The organism is Clostridium sp. 'deep sea', from assembly GCF_014931565.1.
Classification (GTDB): Bacteria; Bacillota; UBA994; order PWPR01; family PWPR01.
Genome location: NZ_CP063353.1, coordinates 1,971,646 through 1,993,539 on the forward strand (window position 1 = coordinate 1,971,646; position 21,894 = coordinate 1,993,539).

Sequence of the window (21,894 nt, forward strand, 5' to 3'; positions counted from 1 at the left end):
AGGTTTAACCTCTTAGTCTGCTTTTAGATTTAAATTCAGTTCAGTAACTTTAATTTCAAGCAAAGCTATCTCTGAGTCAGTACTATAGTTTTTAAGTTTCTCTAACAGTTTATTTATTGTTTGCAAGTCAGTTAACTTATTTTTACTCTGCTTAAGTTCAGCTATTTTAATAAAACACTCACTCTTTGTAACTTGATAGCTATTATAGTATTTTTTCATTTGACCTAATGTTTTATTGGCTTTATTTAAGTCATTTAATTGTAGGTATAAAGCAATAAGGTTTTTGTAAATATGAATATCATTGATATTGCAAAAGAGTAACTGATGGTAACATTCAGCGGACTCTAACAAGTATTCATCGCTTTGGCTTATTAGGGCTTTTCGATAATAACTATTTGCTAATTTTTCAATAATAAGCTGACTACTATAAATAGTGGCGTGTTGTTTAGCATTATTCAGAGCCTGTATCTCTAAATCAATACTTAATTCATTACATTTATATATTTCTGCTAATAATACATTACACTTACATAATTTTTTACTGTCATGTAATAGACTTGTAGCTTTAGTTAAATAGTCTTTTGCTATTTTATAGTTATTATTTAGGAACTCAACTTCACCCATTAACATGTAGCTAATAGCATTATCTTTAACTAACTTTAGCGCCTTATTTAAAGCCTCTTTAGCCTCACTATTTTTATTTATTTCGCAGGCAAGACCCGCAAATTTATGATAAAGATCTATATCTCTTTTGTTGTATTTAAGTGCTTGTTTGTAATAATTATACGCACTTTCTTTTTCTGTAAGCAGCTTATAACTATCTGCAATGAACTCTAAATATCTACTATAATTTATATCTTTATTAAGTTTTTGCTCACCTTTATTTAAACCAATACATTGCTGATATTTTTTTTGTTTAAAATATATCTCTGCTAAGTTTAAATATGCTATAGTTTTGCTTTTATTTAAGTCAATTGCTCTATAAAAGCTTTGCTCAGCTTGTTGTAGTTTGTTAGCTTGTAAATAATTTTCACCTTTTATAATATACTGTTGATAATTATTGTTGTTTTTTTGCTTATTAATATGTAAACAAGCTAATAAAGTAAGAAAAACAGCTATACTAACCATTGTTATAATACTTTTTTTATTGACATGCTTTAGTTTAATTTTTTTAGCCTTACTTAGCTTGTTGAATTGCTCTTTTATTTCAAACATATTGTTATATCTTTTTGTGGGATTTAACTGTAGACACTTTTTTAATATACATGAAAACTGCTTAGGCAGTTCATTTAAACTTTTATTGTTTTGATATACTTTTTTAGTTAGTAAATAGTAGATTGTTGCCCCAAAGCTATAGATATCTGTTTTATTATTTATAGTCTCACAATTACTTTGTTCAGGTGCTGAAAAGCCCTTAGTTTTACCAAGGGCTTTTGTTTTATTATTAATAGCAGATATACCAAGGGCTTTGAGCTTTAGTTCTCCGTCTTTATTTATCATAATATTAGCTGGTTTTATATCACTATGAATAATATTGTTTTGATGAATATAGCCTAAAACATTTATCAAGTCTTTACTTATACGTAATACCTCTAGTTCTGTAAAGGCACCTTTATTTTCAATTATTTGTTGCAAATTTAATCCGTCGATATAATCAATAACTATAAATGTTTCTTCACCATACTTAACTATGTCATATAATCTTGGTAACATTTTGTGCTGTAAATGTTTAAGTATATCTACCTCTCTACGATAGTTAGTATTATGTAGTGTTAAGCTATCAATTCTTTTTAAAGCAACAGTGATATTTAAGCTATTATGATAAGCTTTGTAAATAATGCTTGTGCCACCAGTATTAATCATACCTTTAATTAAATATTTGTTTAAAAGCACAGTTCCTGTTTTAATCATGATTTACCCCATTACTTTCGTAAACATACTCTATAAGCAATTTTATTGGAGAACTTAATAATGTCATCTTTATTTATTTTATGCGGTATATTTGCAGTTATTTTAACGTTATTCACGTAAGTTCCATTTGCCGATTGTAAATCTACTATTTGTAATTGTTTGTTTATCAGCTCAAATTGGGCATGAATACGACTAATACTTTTTATATCAGAACTAAACAAATAACCAGAAGCAATACTTTGATTATCCTCTCTACCTATAGTAAATGCGTTAGCTGTGCTAATATTTATTTCATATGGTACATTATTTTCATGAAAACCTTCTAGTTTTAAAAAGTATTTTGTACTATTGTGATCTTGATTAATAATTACAGTTTTATTGTTATTATTTATAAACTGTTCAGTCTCAATCATTGTATTTTTAAAGTTATTTATTTCTATTTGCTCTTGCCCTACATTAATCTCTTGTTTTTTTACTTTTTTATTTTTACTTATGTGAAAGAGACTTTTAAAAAAACCTTTTTTATGTTTTGCTTTAACTTTCTTATTGGTTATATCTTCACCGGTATTATTTTTAAGTACTTCGAATAAATTATCTGTATTAATAGTATTGTTTTGTGTAATTACTAATTCATCTTCTTGTTTAGCCACATCTATAATTATGTTTTGCTGTGTAGATGGTATTTCTTTTTTTGCTGGTTTTAAAATGGTCTCTTCATTCAAGGTGCTATTGTGTTTTTCTTGATAGAAATTGCTAATAATTTCTGAAATATCATCTATTATAAAGCTGGGTTCAATAATTTTTCTCAGCAATTCATATTGTAATTTTTCACCGTTTTCTACTCTAAAGTCTTTAATAAAATGGGTTATTAAGTCTTTTAAAGAATCTACTTGCTCTTCAGCTTTTTTTATTGGCACATAGATATATTTAAGCTGAACATCTTCTTTACTATAAAAAATATAATTTACATTATAGTTAATTAGATTATTGTTTAAAAACCAATCAGCACATTCGTGTGAAAACAGTATTAGGTCTTTAAGAATTGTTATATATACATCTAAAGCTAGTTTTTTAGATAGATATTTAAAGTCTAGTAGATTTAAACAATCATACTCAATTATTATTTTATTATTTAATTCGTAATAAGTTAGCGGAATTAATTGTTTAGGGCAATCATTTACTAACGTCTTTAAGGCTATAAAATCTACATTATCTATATTTAATGTTAATTTAATTGTTTTTTTACCAGAAGAACTGTCGAGTGTTAAATCTATGTTATTCATTTATTATTCCACCTAAGCTATCGCTTAATAAATTGCTTTTATATCTATATTGCTCTAAACCAATAAATCGCCAAACATTGTCTTTTTTGACCGCTGCTAAACCATTATAAAAGCTTTGCACATCATCATAAATGGCTCCAATAACTAGCCTTCCCGACTCATTAATATAGCCCCATTTATTATTAATTTTTACCGCTGCTAAACCATTGCTAAAAGACTTAGCATTCTGCCAAGTATTAGCTAGTACTTCTTCTCCCAAACTGTTAATAAATCCCCATTTATTATCTTTTTTTATCGCTGCATAACTATTTTTTTCATTAAATTCTTTAGCTTCTTGCCAGCCAGTTTTACTTATGATTGTTCCATTAAGGTCTATTAGCTGATATTTATTATTTATTAAGGCAAAACAAGTATTGTTTAAAAAGCATTTACGGTGTTCATTTAAACTAATGTTTTGGTATTTATAATCTAAAAGCAACTTACCACCCTTTTGTCTTACTGCCCAAAGGTTATTATTTTTAACAGCTATAAATCCATTAAAATAAACTCCAATGTCTTGCCAAGTTTCTGTAGTTATGTCAAACTCGTCATTAATAATTTTCCATTTATTATTAGTTTTAATGGCAGCGCCATTTTCATTAAAGCCAGTAATATCTATTACTTTAAAATCAGTTACTTTAGTATTAAAGCCATTTTTATCAATTATTGAGGTTATATTATTTTTAACTACTAACGCCATAGAATTATTAAAGCTCGTTGCTTTATCAAATTTATAGTCTATAACTAAGTTTCCTTTGTTGTCTATATAACCCCATTTATTGTTCTTTTTTACTGCAGCATAACCCTCACTGAACGGTAAAACCTCATCTTCATAACAAAACAGGTAATAGGTTTTATATCTTATTTGTTCATAAAAGTCTTTAAGCTTTTGTGATTTTAAATTTGTTATACCTTTTTTAAGCGTATTTAATGAATCATGATACTTATAGTTATCATAATAGTAGGTTGCCAAGCTATAATAAACCTCTTCGTTTGTAGTGTTGAGTTCTATTACTTTGTTTAAGTTAGCGGCATATTGTCTCTCATAACCTATCTCTTTATAGGTGTTAGCTAACATCATGTATATCTCTTCATTTTTTTTAGTTTTATAGGTTAATGCTTCTTTTAAATTTGATATGCCTTTTTGATATATTTCTTGCTGAATTAAATCCTTAGCCTGTGTAATTAGTTTAGTTTGTTTTAAATTTGTTCTAAGATTACTTGTTAAAGCTATTGTCCAGCCAAAGCATATTAAGGCTATTAAAAAAGTACAAATAATTATTCTGTTTAAAGCAATTTTAGCCATATTTTTGACCTCTTATGTTAACTGTAATATTGATAAGATTGTACCCACTAAAATAAAAGGAGCAAAAGGTACATTGTCTTTTGAGTTAAGTTTTCTTAATATCATTAAAGCTATACTAATTACAGCACAGCTAATTAAGGAATAAAATAGTGCAGCTAGAGCCACATTTTGATTAAAAGTTATCCCTAAAATTGTCATCAATCTCACATCACCTGCACCAAGAGCACCTTTGGTAATTAAGTAAACTATAAAAAAGCTACCTCCAGTTAAAAGCAGGGTTATTAGTTTTGCTTTTAGAAATTGTGCAGAAAAATTAGCTTGGCTTAATATATCTAAACAAGTAAATAAAATCACCATAATAAGTTGGATCTTTAGTAATATGTTAGGAATAAGCTTAATATATAAATCAACTATTGCTATATAAGCTAATAAAACAACAAAAAAAACAGATGCCAGTAGTTGATAATTAAAAGGGTATAAAGTATTTTTTTTAAATACCACTATTATTAATAACGGAACTAACAAATACATAAGTGCAAAAATTTTTTTATTAATTTTGTGCTTTATATTTAAGTTATTAATTATTTGCGTTAAAAGAGCGTTCAAAACGTAGGTAATAATAAGGCCTGATACAATTTTTAATATCATTAGTTTACTCCTTGATGTGTTTTGAGTTGCCATAACCCTTTTCAATAATTACCTTTATTGATTTAGTTTCAGCAGCTAATTCAGTGGCTTTTTTGGCCATTTCATTTAATTCATCTTGGTCTATATCTTCAGGAACAACAACATATACTATTTTTGTTATTTCATAATTACTACCAATAGCTATAACTTTTCTTTTTTGAGTTTTTATGTTTTGAATACTAAGTTGATTTAAATTATTTACTTTATTTGATAAAGTGTTAATATGCTTTGTTAATAGCTTTTCAAACTGCTTTAATTTATTAGTTGGTTTGTTACTGTCGTAAGTTACAAACCGGTATATCTCTAGATTTTTACCATTTATTTTTACAGCATGAATACCAGAAACATTTATTACTTTATATTTTAACTTCTTTTGCTCGTTACTTATAATTTTTTTGCCTCTTACAAAGTTTGAGCTTTGCCATACAGAATTAAGCTCTTGATTACCACCTGGCTGATAATTTTTAGCAATATCAGCGTCACCTAAAAGCCAAACTCGTGCCTTTGCTGATTGGCATAAGTTGAATGTTATATCTCCAAATATAGGTAGGTTCTCATGGTATTGATATTTAACCTCTATGTATACACTCTCATCGTCTTCTAAAAACCTTGTTCCAGAAAAATCTAAATTGCTCCTTAACATTTTAGGAGTATTTTGTCCTTTATTGTTTAGGTACTTTGGCAGTAATGACTCTGCTATAGAGGCAAATATTTGAGATTTAATTTGCACAAGCTTATCTTCTAAACCTAAATAAATAAGGCTAGTAATTAGTTTTTGAGGTTCTCTAGCTAGCTGTTTAATGTTATCAAAAATTGTGCTGGCATCGGTGCCTATATTTTTAAGATCATTTACAACTTTTTTGGGGTCTTCTTTATGATTGTTATTTATTTCACTAAAATTATTATATATATTTAGCACAGCCTCAGCAGTATTATCTAAGGTTTCAGTTTGCTTAACAATTTGTGATTGTAAATCATCATTTAACTGCATAATTCCACTAGCAGCATATAAATAACTGTAACTAGCTATTTCTTTTGTTACCTGATTCACACCATACTGCATACGTTGGTATACTATATTTATCTTTATAAATGTTGTTAAAACTAATAACATAGAGATAAAAATAATGAATGACAAACAAACCTCTATTGATATGGAGCCTTTATTTTTAATATTCATTTTAGTAGCCTCTATAGCTGTTATACTTTATTTTTAATCCCTTAATATTAGGGCTATTAACATAGTTTGAAACAAAAGGTATTGGTAAAAATATTAAGTTTAATATAACCTCAGCCTTTAGCTTTATGGCTGTTTTAGCGTTTATTGTTTTAAAGCTTAACTCTTTTAGGTCTTGTGGTTTTTGAGGTTTGCTTAAAATATTGCTTATATTAAGTTCTATTAAATTACTTATTCTAGTAACTTGTTTATCACTGTGTGAAACTAGTAATAACAGGCTTAAATAATCTTGATAACTCATTTTTAAGTCTGATGTATTTATTTTTTTTCCATTTAACACTTTACTTTTTCCTTCAAAAAACCTTTTAATAGCATTAATGCTAAGTCTCCAAGTTTGATCAGTTTTAAATACAACTACCTCTTTTCCACTCATTAAATCTTCTAAATCTAATGCTGTTTCGGTAGCTACAATAGCAGTTAAAATGGTAGTCTCTATTAAAGGCAAAGAAAATGGTATAAAGGCAGCAGAGACTGTAGCTATTTCTTTAACTAATTTTAATAGATTGTTGTTAGAAAGAGCATATTTATAATTTAAAACAAATCTAAAGCTATAGATTAATGATTTACTTAATAATACATTGCTCATAGCATTTCGATTACCAAATAAAAGGTATTCTTGTTCACTGCCAAACAAATAGTTTGTTTTAGGCGATAAGCTATAGTTTAAACAACTTTCACCTATTTTACTTGTAGCACAGGTAAACATGGTTTTAATATAATTGTTAACATACAAATTATCTCTAAGGTTATAAGATATATCTTGAAACAAACTACTAATACTGCCAAAAATACTTTTGCTAAAATCTATCTCGTTATTATACTTGGTTTGATAATTACTTATATTTGTATTAGAGCTAAAAGAGTTAAATATTCCCTGAGGTATTTCTTTGGCTCCTTTGGGGCTGTTACATAACTTTTCTTTAATGGCCTTTTTAAATAACTCTTGTGCCTTTTTAAGGGCTCTTTCTTCGTTTTTTTCTGCCACATCTTTATACATAGAATGTAATTTATCATATAACTCTTTTACCTCTGTTTTGCTAGCTGAGTAATATTTATAGTATTGAGTTTTAGCTACTGTACTAATGCTGTTGTATTTAGAATCACTGTAGATAGTTGTATTGGCATTTATACCTAGTTTTTTTAAATACTCTAAGCTATAAGTAAGCTGTTTATCATTATAAAAAGTATCAAACCTTATTGCTTGCAGTTTAGATTTATAGGTAGTTAAAATTGTTTGATTAGGTTTTATATAATCGCTTACTATCTTAAAGTTAAACTGTTTATTAATTAGAGATCCAAAATTGCGGGTAACTCTTCGCTCAAGTTTATGCAGCTCTATTTTAGTTTGTTTTTCACAGTTTTGAGATAGCTGTTGAATCTCATTTTTTAGTACCTCAACATATATCTTTATATTTTCATAATCCCTTGTTATTTGCTCACAAATAGTACTTATTTCATCTAAATATCGTTGGTAGTTTAAATAATATTCTTGTAGTTTTTCTCTTTTTGTTATAAGCTTAGAAGCCAAGCTTTTTATATCTATAAGATGTTCAGTTATTCTATTTTGATAAGTTTCTTGCAATTCTAAGGCATTCTCTTGTTCAAAATCTATCTTTTTTAGTTTAGTTTGCAAATAATTAACTGTATTTATTTTAGCTGCAATAGTTTTGAACTCATCATTAATTTCATTAATAAAATCATTAATGCTAGCTATTTTAAAAGAATCATTTACTTTCATGAGCGCATAGAGAGTTTGATACTTTAAACTTAAAGATGCTAGTTTCTCATTTAGCTCTAACTCATTATTATAAATAGTTACTTCAGTAGGTAAATCTTTAAGCGTATTTAGGGTGTTTAAAAAATCCTTACCATACTCTAAAGGGGCTTTGTACTTACTATGCTCTACAATTTGTTTTTTTAGTGCTAATGGATTTGCTAAATTAGCATTATCAATATTTAAAATTTCATACGAGTATGGTGTTAAATTAAATGGACTATAAAACTCATTAGCTTTTACAGTTAGGTTTTCAATAAAATATTCATTTATAGTGCCTTCAAAATACTCTTTATTAGAAATAGCAAACAAACCATAGTACTTTTTTAACGTGCTATTATAGTTGGCAAGCACTGAGTCTAAAGCTAGCTCACCAGCCCCGTTTACTATCTGCTGGGCAGTATGGTATCTGCTAAAGTCTATAAATGCACCTACAATTACAATTGAGGGAACTAATAATAATACTAAAAAAACCGTGATGGCACCTTTATTATTGTAGAATATATTCATAAAAACTACCCTCACTTTTCGTTAGCTAAAAAACCCTTTGCTGCTTTTATCATTTTATTTATTGTATCTGTTACTTTTAATTTATTATCTATTTTTTTAACAAGCTCAAAGGCTAAATCGGAGTTACGAATAAACTCAGCTTGGTCTACTACTCTTATTATTGTTTGCTCTTTTAATTCAAAATTTTTAGGCAAGCCTAATAAGCTTAAATCAATAGGAGAGTTAAACTGTTGGCTAATTAAAACTGAGTAACTATTAGTTATAAAACAATTACTTTGTTTTATTTTAATTTTTAAGTTGCTTGTGTTTCCTATAACAGATTTATCAACAAGCTGTTTTGCTATATTAACTAATGCTTTTTCGTTTAAATCATTTTTAAACAGATATCTATAGGGGTGGTTTCTACTGTAATCTAAAATAGTAATATCGCTGTATTCGTTATTCTCTAATAGACTTTTAAAGCCAGGATCTCTTAGTTGCATTGAGCAAAAATTAGCAACCTGCTGAGATACACTTTGCAATACAACCTGTTGATATAACATACTTGCATACATAAAAATTACTAACATAGATATAAACACAAATGGTAAATAAATAGCAGACTCCACTACAACAGATCCTTTGAAATGTTTTTTCTTAGAGCTCATTATGACTTTGCATTATAAGTTTTTTGTTCTGCTTGTAAATCTACCTATTAAGTCAGATATCCAATTTTGTAGCTCTTTAGAAAGAAATAATGCTAAAATTACTGTTATTAATATAATTAAAACAGTAGCTACAACAGGTGAAACCCCTCGTTCATCATTCATAAATTTACTCTTTAAACTTCTAAGTTCTCTCTTTACATTTAAGCAAGTAAGGCTTAATTTTTTTAGCATGATTGTTCTCCTTTTAAATTCCCAAATTTGATATAATAGGTACAATAACCATCATCATAATTGCACAAAACACCATTATAATAGGCAACAACAGCTTACTATTTGCTAATTCACCAGCTCTTTTTGCCTTATGTTTACGTTCTTCCCAAACCAAAACAGCTATATCTAGTAAGGCCTGGGCTATTTCACTATTGCCTTTAATATGAGCCTGCTCTATGGCTACCCCAAGCTTAGAGACTTCTTTAACATTACATCTATCAATAAACTCTTTATAGGCATGCTTTAGAGTAATACCATTATCTAGAGCTCTACAAACCCTCTGCATCTCTAGGTATAAATCCCCATAGCTACTGTAGGCAGTTTGTCGCCAAGCATCTGTAATCTCAATGCCAGCGTTAACTAGTAAAGCTAATTTGTTAATAACCTGAGGAAACTCATACAGAAGATTCTCTTTTCTTTTTTTTACCCTATATAAAATATCATCTAAAATAGTGTATACTGCCAAAAACACAACTGCTATACCTGCTACAGTTATTACAAATGCTTTAAGGGGAGTAAGTGTTTCCATAACTATTACCGATAAACTTAAAACTATACATAAGCCAACTATTAAATATGCTATAGACTGCGCTAAAATTGTTTGAGTAATCACTGTTGAATTTGCTTTGCCATAAAGCTCATTTACTGATCTATGTAGTTTTCGATAATACTTATTTGTTGTATTTATGTTAAAACGCTCTAATAGAGTAAACCCTGCTGGAATTATTGGATTTTTACTAGCGTATTTATTAAGCTTTATACTGCTATACGTTTTTTGTAGTTTAGTAAGTTTTCTCTTTAGCTTGTTAATTTTAGATTTATTTAAATAAGAGTTATTTTCTAATACTAATACTTTATTTTGGATATTATTGATTGTATCTTTTAACCTTAATATTTTGGCGGCCGAAGCCATAATTATAAAATCTTGTTTTGATGATTTTAGCAAATAAATATACAGAGCTGCTAATATTGTTGATGATAACATTAAACATATGCTTGTTATAGTAATTATTTTTATCGCTCCTTTATACCCTTATATTTGTTATTTTTGTAGATATAATATAGGCACAGGCAAAAATAATTAAAGCTAAGGTAGCCACTACTCTACCAATAATTGTTGTATGCAAGGCATCCATAAAGCCATTGCCTAAAAAGTTCATGGTTGCTACAATTATTACAGGCAATATTAACATTATCGTTTGCTCATTTTTTTTATCAGAAATTATGGTATCAATTTCGAGCTCCACCTCTATGGTTTCCGAAATTAAGCGCTGTGTTTGCTTTATAACATCTCCACTTTTATCACTTTTACCTTCTATTACATTTATTACAGCAGAAAAGTTTGTTATTTCAACAATATTACTTCTTTCTGCAAAGTTTGCTAAAGCATCTTTAAGCGGTATATTATTTGATAGCCAGCTTAATATTTGCTTTACTTCTATAATAATATCTGCTTTTTCATTATATATAAGTAACAAAGAATCTAAAGCTGATTTAAATGCTGTATTGATATTTTCTCCTGATCTCATTGCCACATCTAGGGCAGATAATAAGTCTTGAAATTGAACTCTTAGATTCTTTTTACGTTTAAGCAACTCATTTTTTTGTTTAAAAGGCATTAATAAAGAGGCTACTAACAATGACATTATTAAACTAAAGGCAAAGCTTTTATAGAATATGTATAAAATAATAAAGCTAACAAAGTAATAAAAAACTAAGTAGAGTAGTTTTTCATATATAGTTAAAGAGCTAATCTCGTAATTAATAGCTTTATGTATGTTTGATTGCCTTTTAGTTAAGACTTTAGCTAGTCTTTTGGGGATATTCTTTATTTTATTAATTAACTTCATTATATAAACCTACTTTTTTTAGCTTGTTAGTGTGTACAAGCTTATTTTTAGTTTTACATAAACTACCTACTACTTTGTCATTACTAGAAAGTTCTATATTCTCTACATATCTATACAGAGGTAATAATTCTATATTGTTATTTTTTAAACCAACCACTTCGCTTATTTCAACTACCTTTCGTGAGTGATCTCTAAAGCGAGACAAAAAAACAATAATATCAATAGCTGAAACCATTTGCTGTCTAATTGCAGTTAGAGGTAAATTGGCAGCGCCACTTAATACCATGGTTTCTAACCTGCTAAACATATCTATTGCTGAGTTTGAATGTCCTGTAGATAATGAGCCATCATGGCCAGTGTTCATAGCCTGTAACATATCTAAGGCTTCTTCTCCCCTTACCTCACCTACAATTATTCTTTCGGGCCTCATCCTTAACGATGTTTTTATTAAGTCTTTAATAGATATTTGAGTTACATTACCGGCATTATTGCTCCTTACCTCGAGTTTAACAAGATTTTCAATAGACCTTATTTGTAATTCAGCAGAATCTTCTATGGTAATAATACGTTCGTTTGTAGGTATAAAATTAGATAAAGCGTTCAAAAAAGTAGTTTTACCACTGCCTGTACCACCACAAATAAAAATATTATATTTAGCCTTTACTAATAACTCTAAAAACTGAGCGGCTTGCTCTGTAATTGATCCATATTTTATTAATTGTTTAATAGCAATAGGTTTGTCCGGAAATTTTCTAATAGTGACTATAGGACCATTTATAGCTACTGGTGGTAAAACCACATTAACTCGCGATCCATCACTAAGCCTAGCATCTACTATAGGGTTACTAGTATTAACCGAGCGACCTGCCTTAGAAACAAATTTAGTTATAACATTTAAGAGTTTTTCAGTGCTTTCGAAGGTCTCTGGATACCTTGTTAATACTCCCTTTTTTTCAATAAAAATATTTTGATAACCGTTTATCATTATTTCTGTTATATCACTATCTGCAATTAGTTTATCTATTAAACTTAAACCTCTAATTGAGTTATAAATGTCTGTTTCTATTGAACTTCTTTCTACAAAGTTTAATTTAGATAAATAGATAAATAGCTCTATGTTATTTGCTTTAGCTTGTTTTTTTTGGGCAATCATTTCAGTTATAATTTCGTGTTTAAGCTCTTCTTCACTCATGGCTAATACATAAGAACGATCCTGTAGTATCTTAGCTACTCTTGTAATAAATTTTGATTTAATCATTTATTTAACCTAGCTATTAATGTTAATTGTTATATTATTGGCAATATGTTCTATTAACTCTAAGGGGTTATTAAAATGCACTTTAGAAACAGTAGCTATAATAGGAATATCATAAAATTGCGGAATATTATCTTGTAAACTTTTGTTATAAACTAACCTAAGCTTGTGTTTATATTGCTCATAGATAAAGCCACTATTTTTAAATATTTTAAACTTGGTATCCGATACATGATTATTTTCATTAACAACTACAATTTGGTTAGCTATATCAAAAATACTAAGGTAGTTTTGATTTATATAACTAGAGCAATCAATAATTAGGTAGTCACAGACCATTGTAGTAGCTAATATGTTTATTAACTGTAGCAAGTCCTCTGTTGTTAAGGCCTCTAAATCGAGCAAGCTATCTACATCATTTATATAATAAATACCAGTATTAGGATCTTTTCTTTTTAAAGCCTCTGCTTTTAAAGCTGCATTTTTATTGTTTTTTAAAACCATAAAAAGCTCACTTAAACCCCCACTTTGATTAGTATTTAAATAAACACCTGTAGATGGATAGTTTTCTAAGTTTAAATAAAAAGCTTTTTTGCCAAGTAAAGTAAACTTTCTTGCTAAAGAGATTGCTATTGTCGATTTTCCAACCCCTCCAGAGGCAGAGTAAACACAAATAATTTGGCTCTTGTTATTGTTTATATGTAGGTTATTTGGATTAACCTCCGAATAAAGGCTATATATTTGTTTAATTATATTTGAAACACGCTGATATTTATTAATTAAATTTATGTTTTGTGCTATTTCGGAATTTAATATCTCACTATTATGTGATAATAAAGCAACTAGTTTAATATTATTAATGTTTAGTTTTTCTGTATAAAATTCTTCACAAAGCAATAGTATATCTATATTATTTTCACTGAGATAGTTTACTAATAAATTAAGATCAGTAATTACTTTTATGGTAAATTTACTATTAGTACTTTGAACAATTTTTGAGCTTAATCTTGATGAATATTCAGCATCACAGTCTGCAATAACTAATTTCACTAAACCATCTCCTAAAATTAAAATATACTAAAATAGACATTATAAATTTATACATTTTTATTATTTTTACCTTTATACAATAAATAATATGTTAATTGTATATGAATTTTACTGAAAACTCAACCTTTTTTTTACATAGAAATTTAATTTAGTAATTAAAGATTTCATTTATATTTTAAAGGCATTATTGCTTTACATAATTATTTATTATATTTACACCTTATATGACTTGTTTATTGTAATTTTATTTATATTATATTATGTTTTAATTTTTACTATTATCTTACAAAAGAAACCCATTGTTATAACATAAATTTATTATTGCGAAAGGCACAGTGGAAAAATAAAAAAGTTATCAAAACCAAGTTAAGGCATTCATGATTTAAGCTAATAGAATGGTTAATTAACTGCACAAGGTATCTTGCCTTATGGTTACAGTTTATTGTTAATGCACTATATAAAAAATAGCCAGCAAATAAAAAAAATTTATTTGCTGGCTATACCCTTACTGTGAATATATTATAGCTTATCTGCTGCACAAAAACTGTTATTATTAGTTTTAGACTTACTTATTACTTGCTGTTTATCTAAATCTATAATAACATCACACATATCAAATACTTTGTTTTTATGAGATATAATAAATACAATTTTATTATGATAATACTGTTTTATATTACTTAATAGTGTTTCCTCAGTTTTAGAATCTAGGGCACTATTCATTTCATCTAATATAAGAACGTCACTATCCTTAAGTATTGATTGAGCTAGAGATATAAGTTGTTTTTCACCACCAGATAAATTTAAGTTTTTTTCGTTAACAATTGTTTCATAACTATGTTTAAGTTTTATAACTTTTTTATGTAATCCTATTGCCTTAGATACTTGATAGGCTTCTTTTTTTTCGACCCTTCCAAAACATGTTAAATTGTCTATAATAGATCCCTTAAACAATTTCACATCTTGTAAAACATAAGATATTCTATTTAAGATACCAGCTTCACTAAATTTGTTAATATTGGCGTCATTCATAAAAACATTGTCTACTTTAAAAAATCCACATATTAAGTATGTTAAGGTAGTTTTACCTGTTCCATTGCCACCTCTTATACCTATAACATCTCCACTCTTTGCTACAAAAGAGATATTATTAAGTAATCTTTTTTTTTGTCTTATAAATGTAACATTTTTAAACTCTATTTTTTTAATTTTATCTATATCACTTAAACTACTACTATTTAAGTTAGTTTCAAAATGATTAAGAAAATCAGAAATACGGGAGAATGAGGTCTCTATGTCTTTTAGTAATATATCTATTTCAATAAGTCGCATAAGTCTATTAGATAGCTGAATTGAATAGCTATATAACGAAAAAATAGATCCAATACTAATTCTATTATATATATGTAAGATACCTCCAACTATTAATGATGATATCCTAAATAATGAAGATAAAAAAAAGCTAATATTTTTAATAATACTAGAGACAATTTTTATTTTCATGTGATTTTTTAGATTTTCTTGATTTTTGTTTTTAAGAATTGAGACTGATCTACTCTCTAGAGACAATACTTTTACTGTAAAGAAGTTAGCAAGATAATTTTTTATCTCCTTTAGTAAATTTTCTTCGGAATTTTTATATAGCTTATAGTATTTTTTTAAAGGCTTTGACATTATTCGTTGAAAAATGCCAATTAAAATAAAAATTGATAAAACTATTAATGATAACTGTAAGTTAATCAATAACATTACTACAATAGTTACTATGGTGTGTAGCAATAAATCTATAAATGTAATCATACTTGAAAATATTTTTTCTATTCTTTCTGTATCTCTAATGACTTTAGAGATAATTTCACCATCCTCTTTGTCTTGTATTTTAATCATTTTAGAATTAATAATTGTTTCATAGCAGTATGTTCTTATATCATTTTCGATAGATTTATTGACCTTTTCAAATAACACCTCTAGTAAAACTGATGTAATGTTCCAAACCAAATATATAGTAATTAATATCAATAAATATCTCATTAAAAATGTTAAATTTGTACTATTGTTTTCTAAAGATGTAATAACTCTACCTAATAAATATGGAACTGATACTACACATGTCAAAACTATTAGCTTTAATATAATTATTAAGGATATTTTACGTTTATAAGGTTTTATAAATTTTAGTATATTATTATACAAGCTTTTGTTAAACATTATGTTAGTCTCCTCAACTATAATAATCTATATTAAAGTTTAAGCTAAATTAGATTTTATATATTCAATTAATTTCTCCTCTACTCTAACATTCATTTTAACAACGCTTATAGGACATTTAGTGCAATATTCATTAGGTAACGAGTTAAGATACTCAAGATTTCTTTCTAAAATATCATTGTAGTTATCCGTTTTTATATTACCTAAACATTTAGATAATCGTTCTGCATGACAACTACATGGGTAAACATTGCCGTTGGGTAAAATGTATATTTGGGTTGGAGAGCAGTGACACTTACTCATTTTTACATTTTTATTATATTGTTCATTTACAAAGTTTTCAATTATCTCGTTTACAGGTTTTTTATACATGTTTTGATTAAGAGGGTTACCAAATGAGTCAAAATCAAAAAAATCAAGATTATTTTTATTTAAAAACTCTTTCCACTTATTTTCACAGTAGGGTATTGTTTTATTAATAAAAGTACTCCAATCTTCATTAGTAGGCATTAAATATCTATTCTTTTCTCCCCCTAAAGGTATTAAATGTACACTCATTAAATTTCTTATAGATTCCTCACTCATAATTTCTTGATGATCATTTAAAAAATTAATTAAAAAATCTATTAAGTCTCCAAAACCATTTACATTAATACTTGTTGCAACAACATTATAAAATATTCTTGGACTATTGCTATTTAATAATTGTTTATACCTAATTAACAGGTAAATACTGAATAATGTTCTGGTAAAAGCCCCTTCAGTTACAATATCATCAAATTTAAGTTCATCCGATACATCAAAAGATACTCTGATAGAATTTATTCCACTATTTATAAGATCAACAACATTATCAGTATTTAATAAATGTAAGTTTGAATTTATGTTTATGTAAGTGCCCTTACTATTAAGGTAAGCTATTAAACCATTTTTACCATACAATTTTTTTGCCCAAAGCATTGGCTCCCCACCACTAATAGAATAGTAAAAATTATTTAACACTGTATTTTTATAAAGATCATCCATAAATTTTTTATAATCTTCTAAACTTGCTTTTTCGGATATATACTTTTGGTCACAATAAACACATCTATCTTTACCCATTAAATTGCAATCTGTAGTTAACCTAGTTCCTATAAATGTAATAATTCTGTTGTTGTTATTAAGATAATTTGACCAATCGGCTAAGATACTAAGCAGATTGTTTACATTTTTATTGCCTTTTTTTATTTCAGTTAGTACTCTATAACCGTTCATTTTAACTAGTTTGTCTACTACCACATCAACAAGATTATTTAAGGCAGTTATATTATAGTTGCTGTTTTCGAGTGGCTTCTTTGCTTGATACTTAAATAAACCTTTATAAAAATTAGGTATTTTCATGATTTTTTGCACTCCTTATGTTTAGCAATGTTTATATTCTCTAATCTACAAAAGTTGAATATAATTTTGTTATCACCATTGTTTGCCTATTTATATATATACTTGAGAATTACTAATAGAACTAACAAATTAAATATCTTCCATTTTGCTAGTTAAAAAGCTAAATATGTAGAAAACTATTAAATTGAGTAGGTAACAACTAAAAAATAAATTGAGAAAGAAAAGTTATTTATATGTTGGCAGTTAAACTTATTATTTTGAAGTTTTTGTAAGGTAAGAAATAAAAGGCTAGTTTAAAACTATTATTAAATTATGTGGAATGGGTTTCTATATTATTCTGTGTTATAGCAAATATATTTTATAGAAGTTATTTAATACAATTCACCAAATGAGGGTTTGTACATATTATACAGTAGGTATGTCTTATTTAAGGCACCAAAGGAGGGATAGCTGTGAATACTTTTTGTAAATATATTAGAGAAGCAGGCTTGATGGAGCTAGAATTATATAAAAAATATAAAATTTTAGCAAGAACAGCTCCTAACATTAGAGTTCGTCGTTTAATGTGTTATTACGCTAAAAATAGCTTATGCAAATATTATTGCGATAAAAAAATATATGAGAGATACTGTTTACTTCAATAGTTAAAAAGAGGTCGCAATTATAGTGATAAACTAAAAATAGACGACAAAAAAAGGTACTATGATACAATTATCATGGTACCTTAAGTATTAATACATGAAGTTCAATAAAGCACTAAAATATCCCTAAGATATTAGTCAGCCTTTATCATCCAGTCGTTTACATCATTCCATTCTACATAGCCCTCTGCAGTTTTGTCTAACACTAGTTTATAAATATATATTATGCCATTACTTTTTTGCTGAATTATGTAAACACTGTCTCCTTTTAAATGAATAAAACAGCCAATTTCTCCATCTGTTATACTAGATATTTGCTCTCTTAATAGTTGACTGCCTTTATGAAATGCTAAAGATCCCGCAATACAAGAGTCTTTAAATAAGCTAGGATATCTTTGTGAGAGCTTACTTTGCTCCTGACTTGGGTAGTAAATATAATCATTTATATCAAGCTTAAGTTCCTTAACCATAACATTTGTGTACTGTTTGGGAGCAGCAAATATCTCGTACTCTTGTTGTGGAAGTAGCTGCTGAATACTCCATACGGGAAAAACTTTAGTGCTATTTTTGCTTTCATACATATACATTTCTTTATTAAACAAGTATGCTGTTTTTTTGCCATTGATTAATTTGCAAATTGCGTATGCTTTACTGCCATCTTTTTTTATTAATACACTAGGGTAATTATCATCATATTTATCCTGAATATCATAAGCTCTATCTACTGCTTTAAGCAATTTTTCACCTAAATCCCAGGTTTCATTAACTAATGGGCCTGCCTGATTGTAAGCAAATACAGAACTTTTTTCATAAGGATAGTACACATAATCTGAGCTATTTATTTTTAAATCATCAATTATACTTTGATCTTCGTAGGGTATTTTAGCTACTTGCTGTTTATATTCTGGATAAACCATTTTAGAAATCCACTTATCACTATCTTCTGAATACGTATACTTTATAACTATTAACTTATTGGGGTTATCATTTTGGGTAGTTACCCCATAAGCTTCAGATGAATTTTTATGAATAAAATAGGATGGATAAAAGCTACCCACTCCTCCCCTTTTCGAAAGGTTCATTTTTGTCATCTCTAAACTCATTATTTTTGATGGATTAACTACTAGAGCTGGTAATTGAGATTTTGTAAAATCCAATGGAGCATATAAATAATTATTTTCATCTATTTTAAGCTGCTTAAATATTTCACTAATGTTATTGCCAAAGATGTTAAATTTGCTACTCGCAGATTTAAGTTCTGTTTTTATTTCTTTAATTTTCCATTTATTATCAATATCTTTTTGGATTTTTAACACTTGATAATATCCATTGTTTTTTATATTAATAGCATATATACAGCTTTTATCTTTAGCTATCCAGTAGGCAAAGGGTTTATCACCTGCATTATAATATTGGTATTGTAGTTCTACTAAATTGTCCTTTATTGAACAATATTCATCGCTGTTATACTGCTTTAAAGGTTCTGCGTTTTTAGTGAGTAAATCATTTAAGTGGTCGGGTGCATATACATTGTAGGTATTAAAATTAAGGTGTAATTCATTGGCCATGGGCATATAGGCCTTTAGTTGTTCTGTAAGCTCTAATTGTTTTTGCTTCTGCTTTTCTTGTTTTAGCTTAGCTATTTCCTTAGATCTATCATAATATAAAACCTGCTCTATATTTGCTACCACCAAACTATTATCTTCTTTGTAGATTCTGCTTTTATATACAACATAGTCTTGATTTAAGTTTAACATACCATAGTATATATGAGTTGTTTGCCTATCAATCCAAATATTGGGTGGCATAGGTCTATCCTTGTTCTGCATGTTTTTATCTGCACAATCCTCAATACGTTTGACTATACATTTACCTAAATCGGGGTTGCCTAAATTAGAAGGGGTTCTCCCAAGAATTAGGTCTGATGAATTTGTTGAATCATAATAATAGTACTTTTGGACATTAAGTTTAAGTAGTTTAAATATATCTTTACTGGTATCATTTTGATACATATTTAACATTGATCCAATAAACTTTTCTCTAACTAAATCTTGTATAAAAGTAAGAGCCATTAACCTTGTAATGGGCTTATCTTCCTTGATATATGCCTCCCACAGGATATTTTCTTTTACTAAGGTATTTAGCTGACTCCTTAACTGCTCATTGATATTTGGTAAATCTTTTATATTTGCTAAATAATCTTTATTGGCGGGTTTAAAACCATAAAGCTTATACAGCATAGGTGTTATTGTAAGGTAAGTAAGCGCTTCATTGCCATTTAGTTTTTCTTCATTATACAAGTATTTATTTGCAACAGCTGTTTTAACTTCTTGATAAAACCAGTCTGTCTCTGCTACGTCTGTAAAAGTAATAAAGGCAGAGCCTTTTAATTCTAAAGCTCTGTTAATCATGGTTATAAACTCTGCCTTTGTAATCTTTTCATTAAGTCTTAAAGTGTTATCTTGATAACCTTGTACTATACCAAGTTGGTTCCAAATTAAATATGTATCTTCCTGATCTTTTTCAATATCGCTAAATGCAAATGCCCTAAGTGCTGGCAATATTGTTAGCAATAATAGTGCCACTATTAGTAAACTAAGCAATATTTTTTTTATCATTATACTTCACCTCATAAATTATTATTAAGCTAAGTTCTTGTAATTTTAGACTAAATAATTTCTTTGTTTTAGCAAATATAGTACACCTTTAGTATACACCACATTTTTATTTAGTTCTATGGTATGAAAAAACTTGCTCAAAAAGAGCAAGTTTCTTAAAATTTAATGCCGTGCCTTATATTCGACAATATGCTTCCAAGTGTTACCCTAGTAGTTAGCTCGAGTCAGGCTACCCAACGGCACACAAGAGGGTTCGCTTACCGCTGCTTCCTTCCGGACCTGACGGGGTTCACAAATTCTTGTTGCGTCGGACCCAACTGTCAACACTACTTGCTAGGGTCAAGCCCCACAAACATAAGCCTCAGTATAAGCATTCAGCCCTGCTATAGCGGATTGCAGGTTCAGGGCACCGCTAACTCCCCACCTAGCACGACAAACTTTATTTTTTATGGCGGAGAGAGTGGGATTCGAACCCACGGAACGTGGATACGTTCACTCGCCTTCCAAACGAGCGCCTTCGACCTCTCGGCCATCTCTCCGTATCATTTAATTACATTTAAAGTTTATCTGTGAATTATTTTTTTAATCATTACGCTTATTACTAAAGAATATTTTTAATAAATCACTACACTCAGTAGCTAGTATTCCACTTAAAACCTCAGTGTTATTGGGTAAATGAGGTGTTCTTATTACATCTGCTATTGAGCCAACTACCCCTGCTTTAGGGTCTTTAGCACCATACACTAACTTACCTAAACGAGATTGTACAACTGCTCCAGCACACATAATACAGGGTTCAAGTGTAACATAGAGTGTAATATCTGTCAATCTCCAGCCTTTTATAAACGCTGCGGCTTTACGTATAACAATCATTTCAGCATGGGCTGTAGGATCTGCCTTAGTCTCTCTTAAATTATGCCCACGAGCTATTATTTTATCATTATAAACAGCTATAGCACCCACAGGCACTTCACCTATATCAGCGGCTTTTTGAGCCTCTATTAAGGCCTCACGCATATATTTTTCATGATACTTTATTTGCTCTTTGCCAATTAACACAGCATAGTTCACCACATTTATAAGATTATATCAATAATTATACTATAATTATTTTGGTAATAAAAGCACCATAAACCTCTTAATTAATTAACAAAGTATTACAACTCGTGTTTGATTAATGTAGATCTTATTGAAAAGTTATTCCGCAGAGCCTTAGGCCTGCTAG

The 21,894-nt window shown here is 28.3% G+C and carries 17 protein-coding genes, 1 tRNA gene and 1 other RNA gene; 1 reads left to right on the plus strand and 18 read right to left on the minus strand.

The features are described 5' to 3' along the window. Nucleotides 1-12: 12 nt before the first annotated feature. The 14 genes from IMX26_RS09065 to IMX26_RS09130 form a co-directional block, all read right to left on the minus strand. Nucleotides 13-1,911 (minus strand): serine/threonine-protein kinase, encoded by a 1,899-nt coding sequence (locus IMX26_RS09065; RefSeq protein ID WP_195158075.1) that lies wholly within the window; start codon nt 1,909-1,911, stop codon nt 13-15. 11 nt (nt 1,912-1,922) lie between these two features. Beyond that, a complete protein-coding gene (locus IMX26_RS09070; RefSeq protein WP_195158076.1) occupies nt 1,923-3,194 on the minus strand; it encodes an FHA domain-containing protein in 1,272 nt (423 codons plus the stop codon). Beyond that, on the minus strand, nt 3,187-4,539 hold the full coding sequence (locus IMX26_RS09075; RefSeq protein ID WP_195158077.1) for a WG repeat-containing protein: 1,353 nt from the start codon (nt 4,537-4,539) through the stop codon (nt 3,187-3,189). Before IMX26_RS09075 ends, IMX26_RS09070 begins: the two co-directional genes overlap by 8 nt. Before the next feature lie 12 nt (nt 4,540-4,551). Further along, entirely contained in the window at nt 4,552-5,187 is a 636-nt protein-coding gene (locus IMX26_RS09080; RefSeq protein ID WP_195158078.1) for a prepilin peptidase, read from the minus strand. Between the two features lie 4 nt (nt 5,188-5,191). Beyond that, nucleotides 5,192-6,406, minus strand: a complete 1,215-nt coding sequence (locus tag IMX26_RS09085) for a hypothetical protein (RefSeq protein ID WP_195158079.1) — start codon at nt 6,404-6,406, stop codon at nt 5,192-5,194. A gap of 1 nt (nt 6,407) precedes the next feature. After that, complete coding sequence (locus IMX26_RS09090) at nt 6,408-8,747, minus strand: DUF5702 domain-containing protein (protein ID WP_195158080.1); 2,340 nt, start codon at nt 8,745-8,747, stop codon at nt 6,408-6,410. Between the two features lie 11 nt (nt 8,748-8,758). Further along, nucleotides 8,759-9,394, minus strand: coding sequence for a TadE family protein (locus IMX26_RS09095; protein WP_195158081.1), 636 nt, complete (start codon nt 9,392-9,394; stop codon nt 8,759-8,761). 12 nt (nt 9,395-9,406) lie between these two features. Next, nucleotides 9,407-9,625: a Flp1 family type IVb pilin gene (locus IMX26_RS09100; RefSeq protein ID WP_195158082.1), complete on the minus strand. Its 219-nt coding sequence runs from the start codon at nt 9,623-9,625 to the stop codon at nt 9,407-9,409. Nucleotides 9,626-9,638: 13 nt separating this feature from the next. Then, nucleotides 9,639-10,649 (minus strand): type II secretion system F family protein, encoded by a 1,011-nt coding sequence (locus IMX26_RS09105; RefSeq protein ID WP_195158083.1) that lies wholly within the window; start codon nt 10,647-10,649, stop codon nt 9,639-9,641. Between the two features lie 40 nt (nt 10,650-10,689). Then, complete coding sequence (locus IMX26_RS09110) at nt 10,690-11,514, minus strand: hypothetical protein (RefSeq protein WP_195158084.1); 825 nt, start codon at nt 11,512-11,514, stop codon at nt 10,690-10,692. Then, on the minus strand, nt 11,501-12,772 hold the full coding sequence (locus IMX26_RS09115) for a CpaF family protein (protein ID WP_347707855.1): 1,272 nt from the start codon (nt 12,770-12,772) through the stop codon (nt 11,501-11,503). The genes IMX26_RS09110 and IMX26_RS09115 overlap by 14 nt, the downstream gene beginning before the upstream one ends. Nucleotides 12,773-12,781: 9 nt before the next feature. Then, nucleotides 12,782-13,819, minus strand: a complete 1,038-nt coding sequence (locus IMX26_RS09120; protein ID WP_195158085.1) for an AAA family ATPase — start codon at nt 13,817-13,819, stop codon at nt 12,782-12,784. Between the two features lie 519 nt (nt 13,820-14,338). Next, nucleotides 14,339-16,027 carry an ABC transporter ATP-binding protein gene (locus IMX26_RS09125; RefSeq protein ID WP_195158086.1) on the minus strand — a complete coding sequence of 563 codons (1,689 nt, stop codon included), beginning with the start codon at nt 16,025-16,027 and terminating at the stop codon, nt 14,339-14,341. 39 nt (nt 16,028-16,066) lie between these two features. Then, on the minus strand, nt 16,067-17,410 hold the full coding sequence (locus tag IMX26_RS09130; protein ID WP_195158087.1) for an SPASM domain-containing protein: 1,344 nt from the start codon (nt 17,408-17,410) through the stop codon (nt 16,067-16,069). 452 nt (nt 17,411-17,862) lie between these two features. Here IMX26_RS09130 and IMX26_RS09135 point away from each other — a divergent pair, with 452 nt between their 5' ends. Beyond that, nucleotides 17,863-18,054, plus strand: coding sequence for a hypothetical protein (locus IMX26_RS09135; protein WP_195158088.1), 192 nt, complete (start codon nt 17,863-17,865; stop codon nt 18,052-18,054). A 131-nt stretch (nt 18,055-18,185) separates the two neighbouring features. On the opposite strand, the gene IMX26_RS09140 is transcribed toward IMX26_RS09135, so the two are convergent. The 4 genes from IMX26_RS09140 to tadA all read right to left on the minus strand — a co-directional run bounded on the left by IMX26_RS09140 (nt 18,186) and on the right by tadA (nt 21,728). Then, complete coding sequence (locus IMX26_RS09140) at nt 18,186-20,669, minus strand: S-layer homology domain-containing protein (protein WP_195158089.1); 2,484 nt, start codon at nt 20,667-20,669, stop codon at nt 18,186-18,188. A 168-nt stretch (nt 20,670-20,837) separates the two neighbouring features. After that, an RNA gene (gene ffs / locus IMX26_RS09145) (signal recognition particle sRNA large type) lies at nt 20,838-21,102 on the minus strand. Between the two features lie 16 nt (nt 21,103-21,118). Further along, nucleotides 21,119-21,208: transfer RNA gene (locus tag IMX26_RS09150), tRNA-Ser, on the minus strand. Nucleotides 21,209-21,251: 43 nt separating this feature from the next. After that, nucleotides 21,252-21,728 (minus strand): tRNA adenosine(34) deaminase TadA, encoded by a 477-nt coding sequence (tadA, locus tag IMX26_RS09155; protein WP_279324851.1) that lies wholly within the window; start codon nt 21,726-21,728, stop codon nt 21,252-21,254. Nucleotides 21,729-21,894 lie beyond the last annotated feature (166 nt).

Excerpts from the sequence above, each read along its gene's own strand:
- IMX26_RS09065 (WP_195158075.1), bottom strand. The coding sequence starts at position 1,911 with ATGATTAAAACAGGAACTGTGCTTTTAAACAAATATTTAATTAAAGGT.
- IMX26_RS09070 (WP_195158076.1), bottom strand. The coding sequence starts at position 3,194 with ATGAATAACATAGATTTAACACTCGACAGTTCTTCTGGTAAAAAAACA.
- IMX26_RS09075 (WP_195158077.1), bottom strand. The coding sequence starts at position 4,539 with ATGGCTAAAATTGCTTTAAACAGAATAATTATTTGTACTTTTTTAATA.
- IMX26_RS09080 (WP_195158078.1), bottom strand. The coding sequence starts at position 5,187 with ATGATATTAAAAATTGTATCAGGCCTTATTATTACCTACGTTTTGAAC.
- IMX26_RS09085 (WP_195158079.1), bottom strand. The coding sequence starts at position 6,406 with ATGAATATTAAAAATAAAGGCTCCATATCAATAGAGGTTTGTTTGTCA.
- IMX26_RS09090 (WP_195158080.1), bottom strand. The coding sequence starts at position 8,747 with ATGAATATATTCTACAATAATAAAGGTGCCATCACGGTTTTTTTAGTA.
- IMX26_RS09095 (WP_195158081.1), bottom strand. The coding sequence starts at position 9,394 with ATGAGCTCTAAGAAAAAACATTTCAAAGGATCTGTTGTAGTGGAGTCT.
- IMX26_RS09100 (WP_195158082.1), bottom strand. The coding sequence starts at position 9,625 with ATGCTAAAAAAATTAAGCCTTACTTGCTTAAATGTAAAGAGAGAACTT.
- IMX26_RS09105 (WP_195158083.1), bottom strand. The coding sequence starts at position 10,649 with ATGTTATCATCAACAATATTAGCAGCTCTGTATATTTATTTGCTAAAA.
- IMX26_RS09110 (WP_195158084.1), bottom strand. The coding sequence starts at position 11,514 with ATGAAGTTAATTAATAAAATAAAGAATATCCCCAAAAGACTAGCTAAA.
- IMX26_RS09115 (WP_347707855.1), bottom strand. The coding sequence starts at position 12,772 with ATGATTAAATCAAAATTTATTACAAGAGTAGCTAAGATACTACAGGAT.
- IMX26_RS09125 (WP_195158086.1), bottom strand. The coding sequence starts at position 16,027 with ATGTTTAACAAAAGCTTGTATAATAATATACTAAAATTTATAAAACCT.
- IMX26_RS09130 (WP_195158087.1), bottom strand. The coding sequence starts at position 17,410 with ATGAAAATACCTAATTTTTATAAAGGTTTATTTAAGTATCAAGCAAAG.
- IMX26_RS09140 (WP_195158089.1), bottom strand. The coding sequence starts at position 20,669 with ATGATAAAAAAAATATTGCTTAGTTTACTAATAGTGGCACTATTATTG.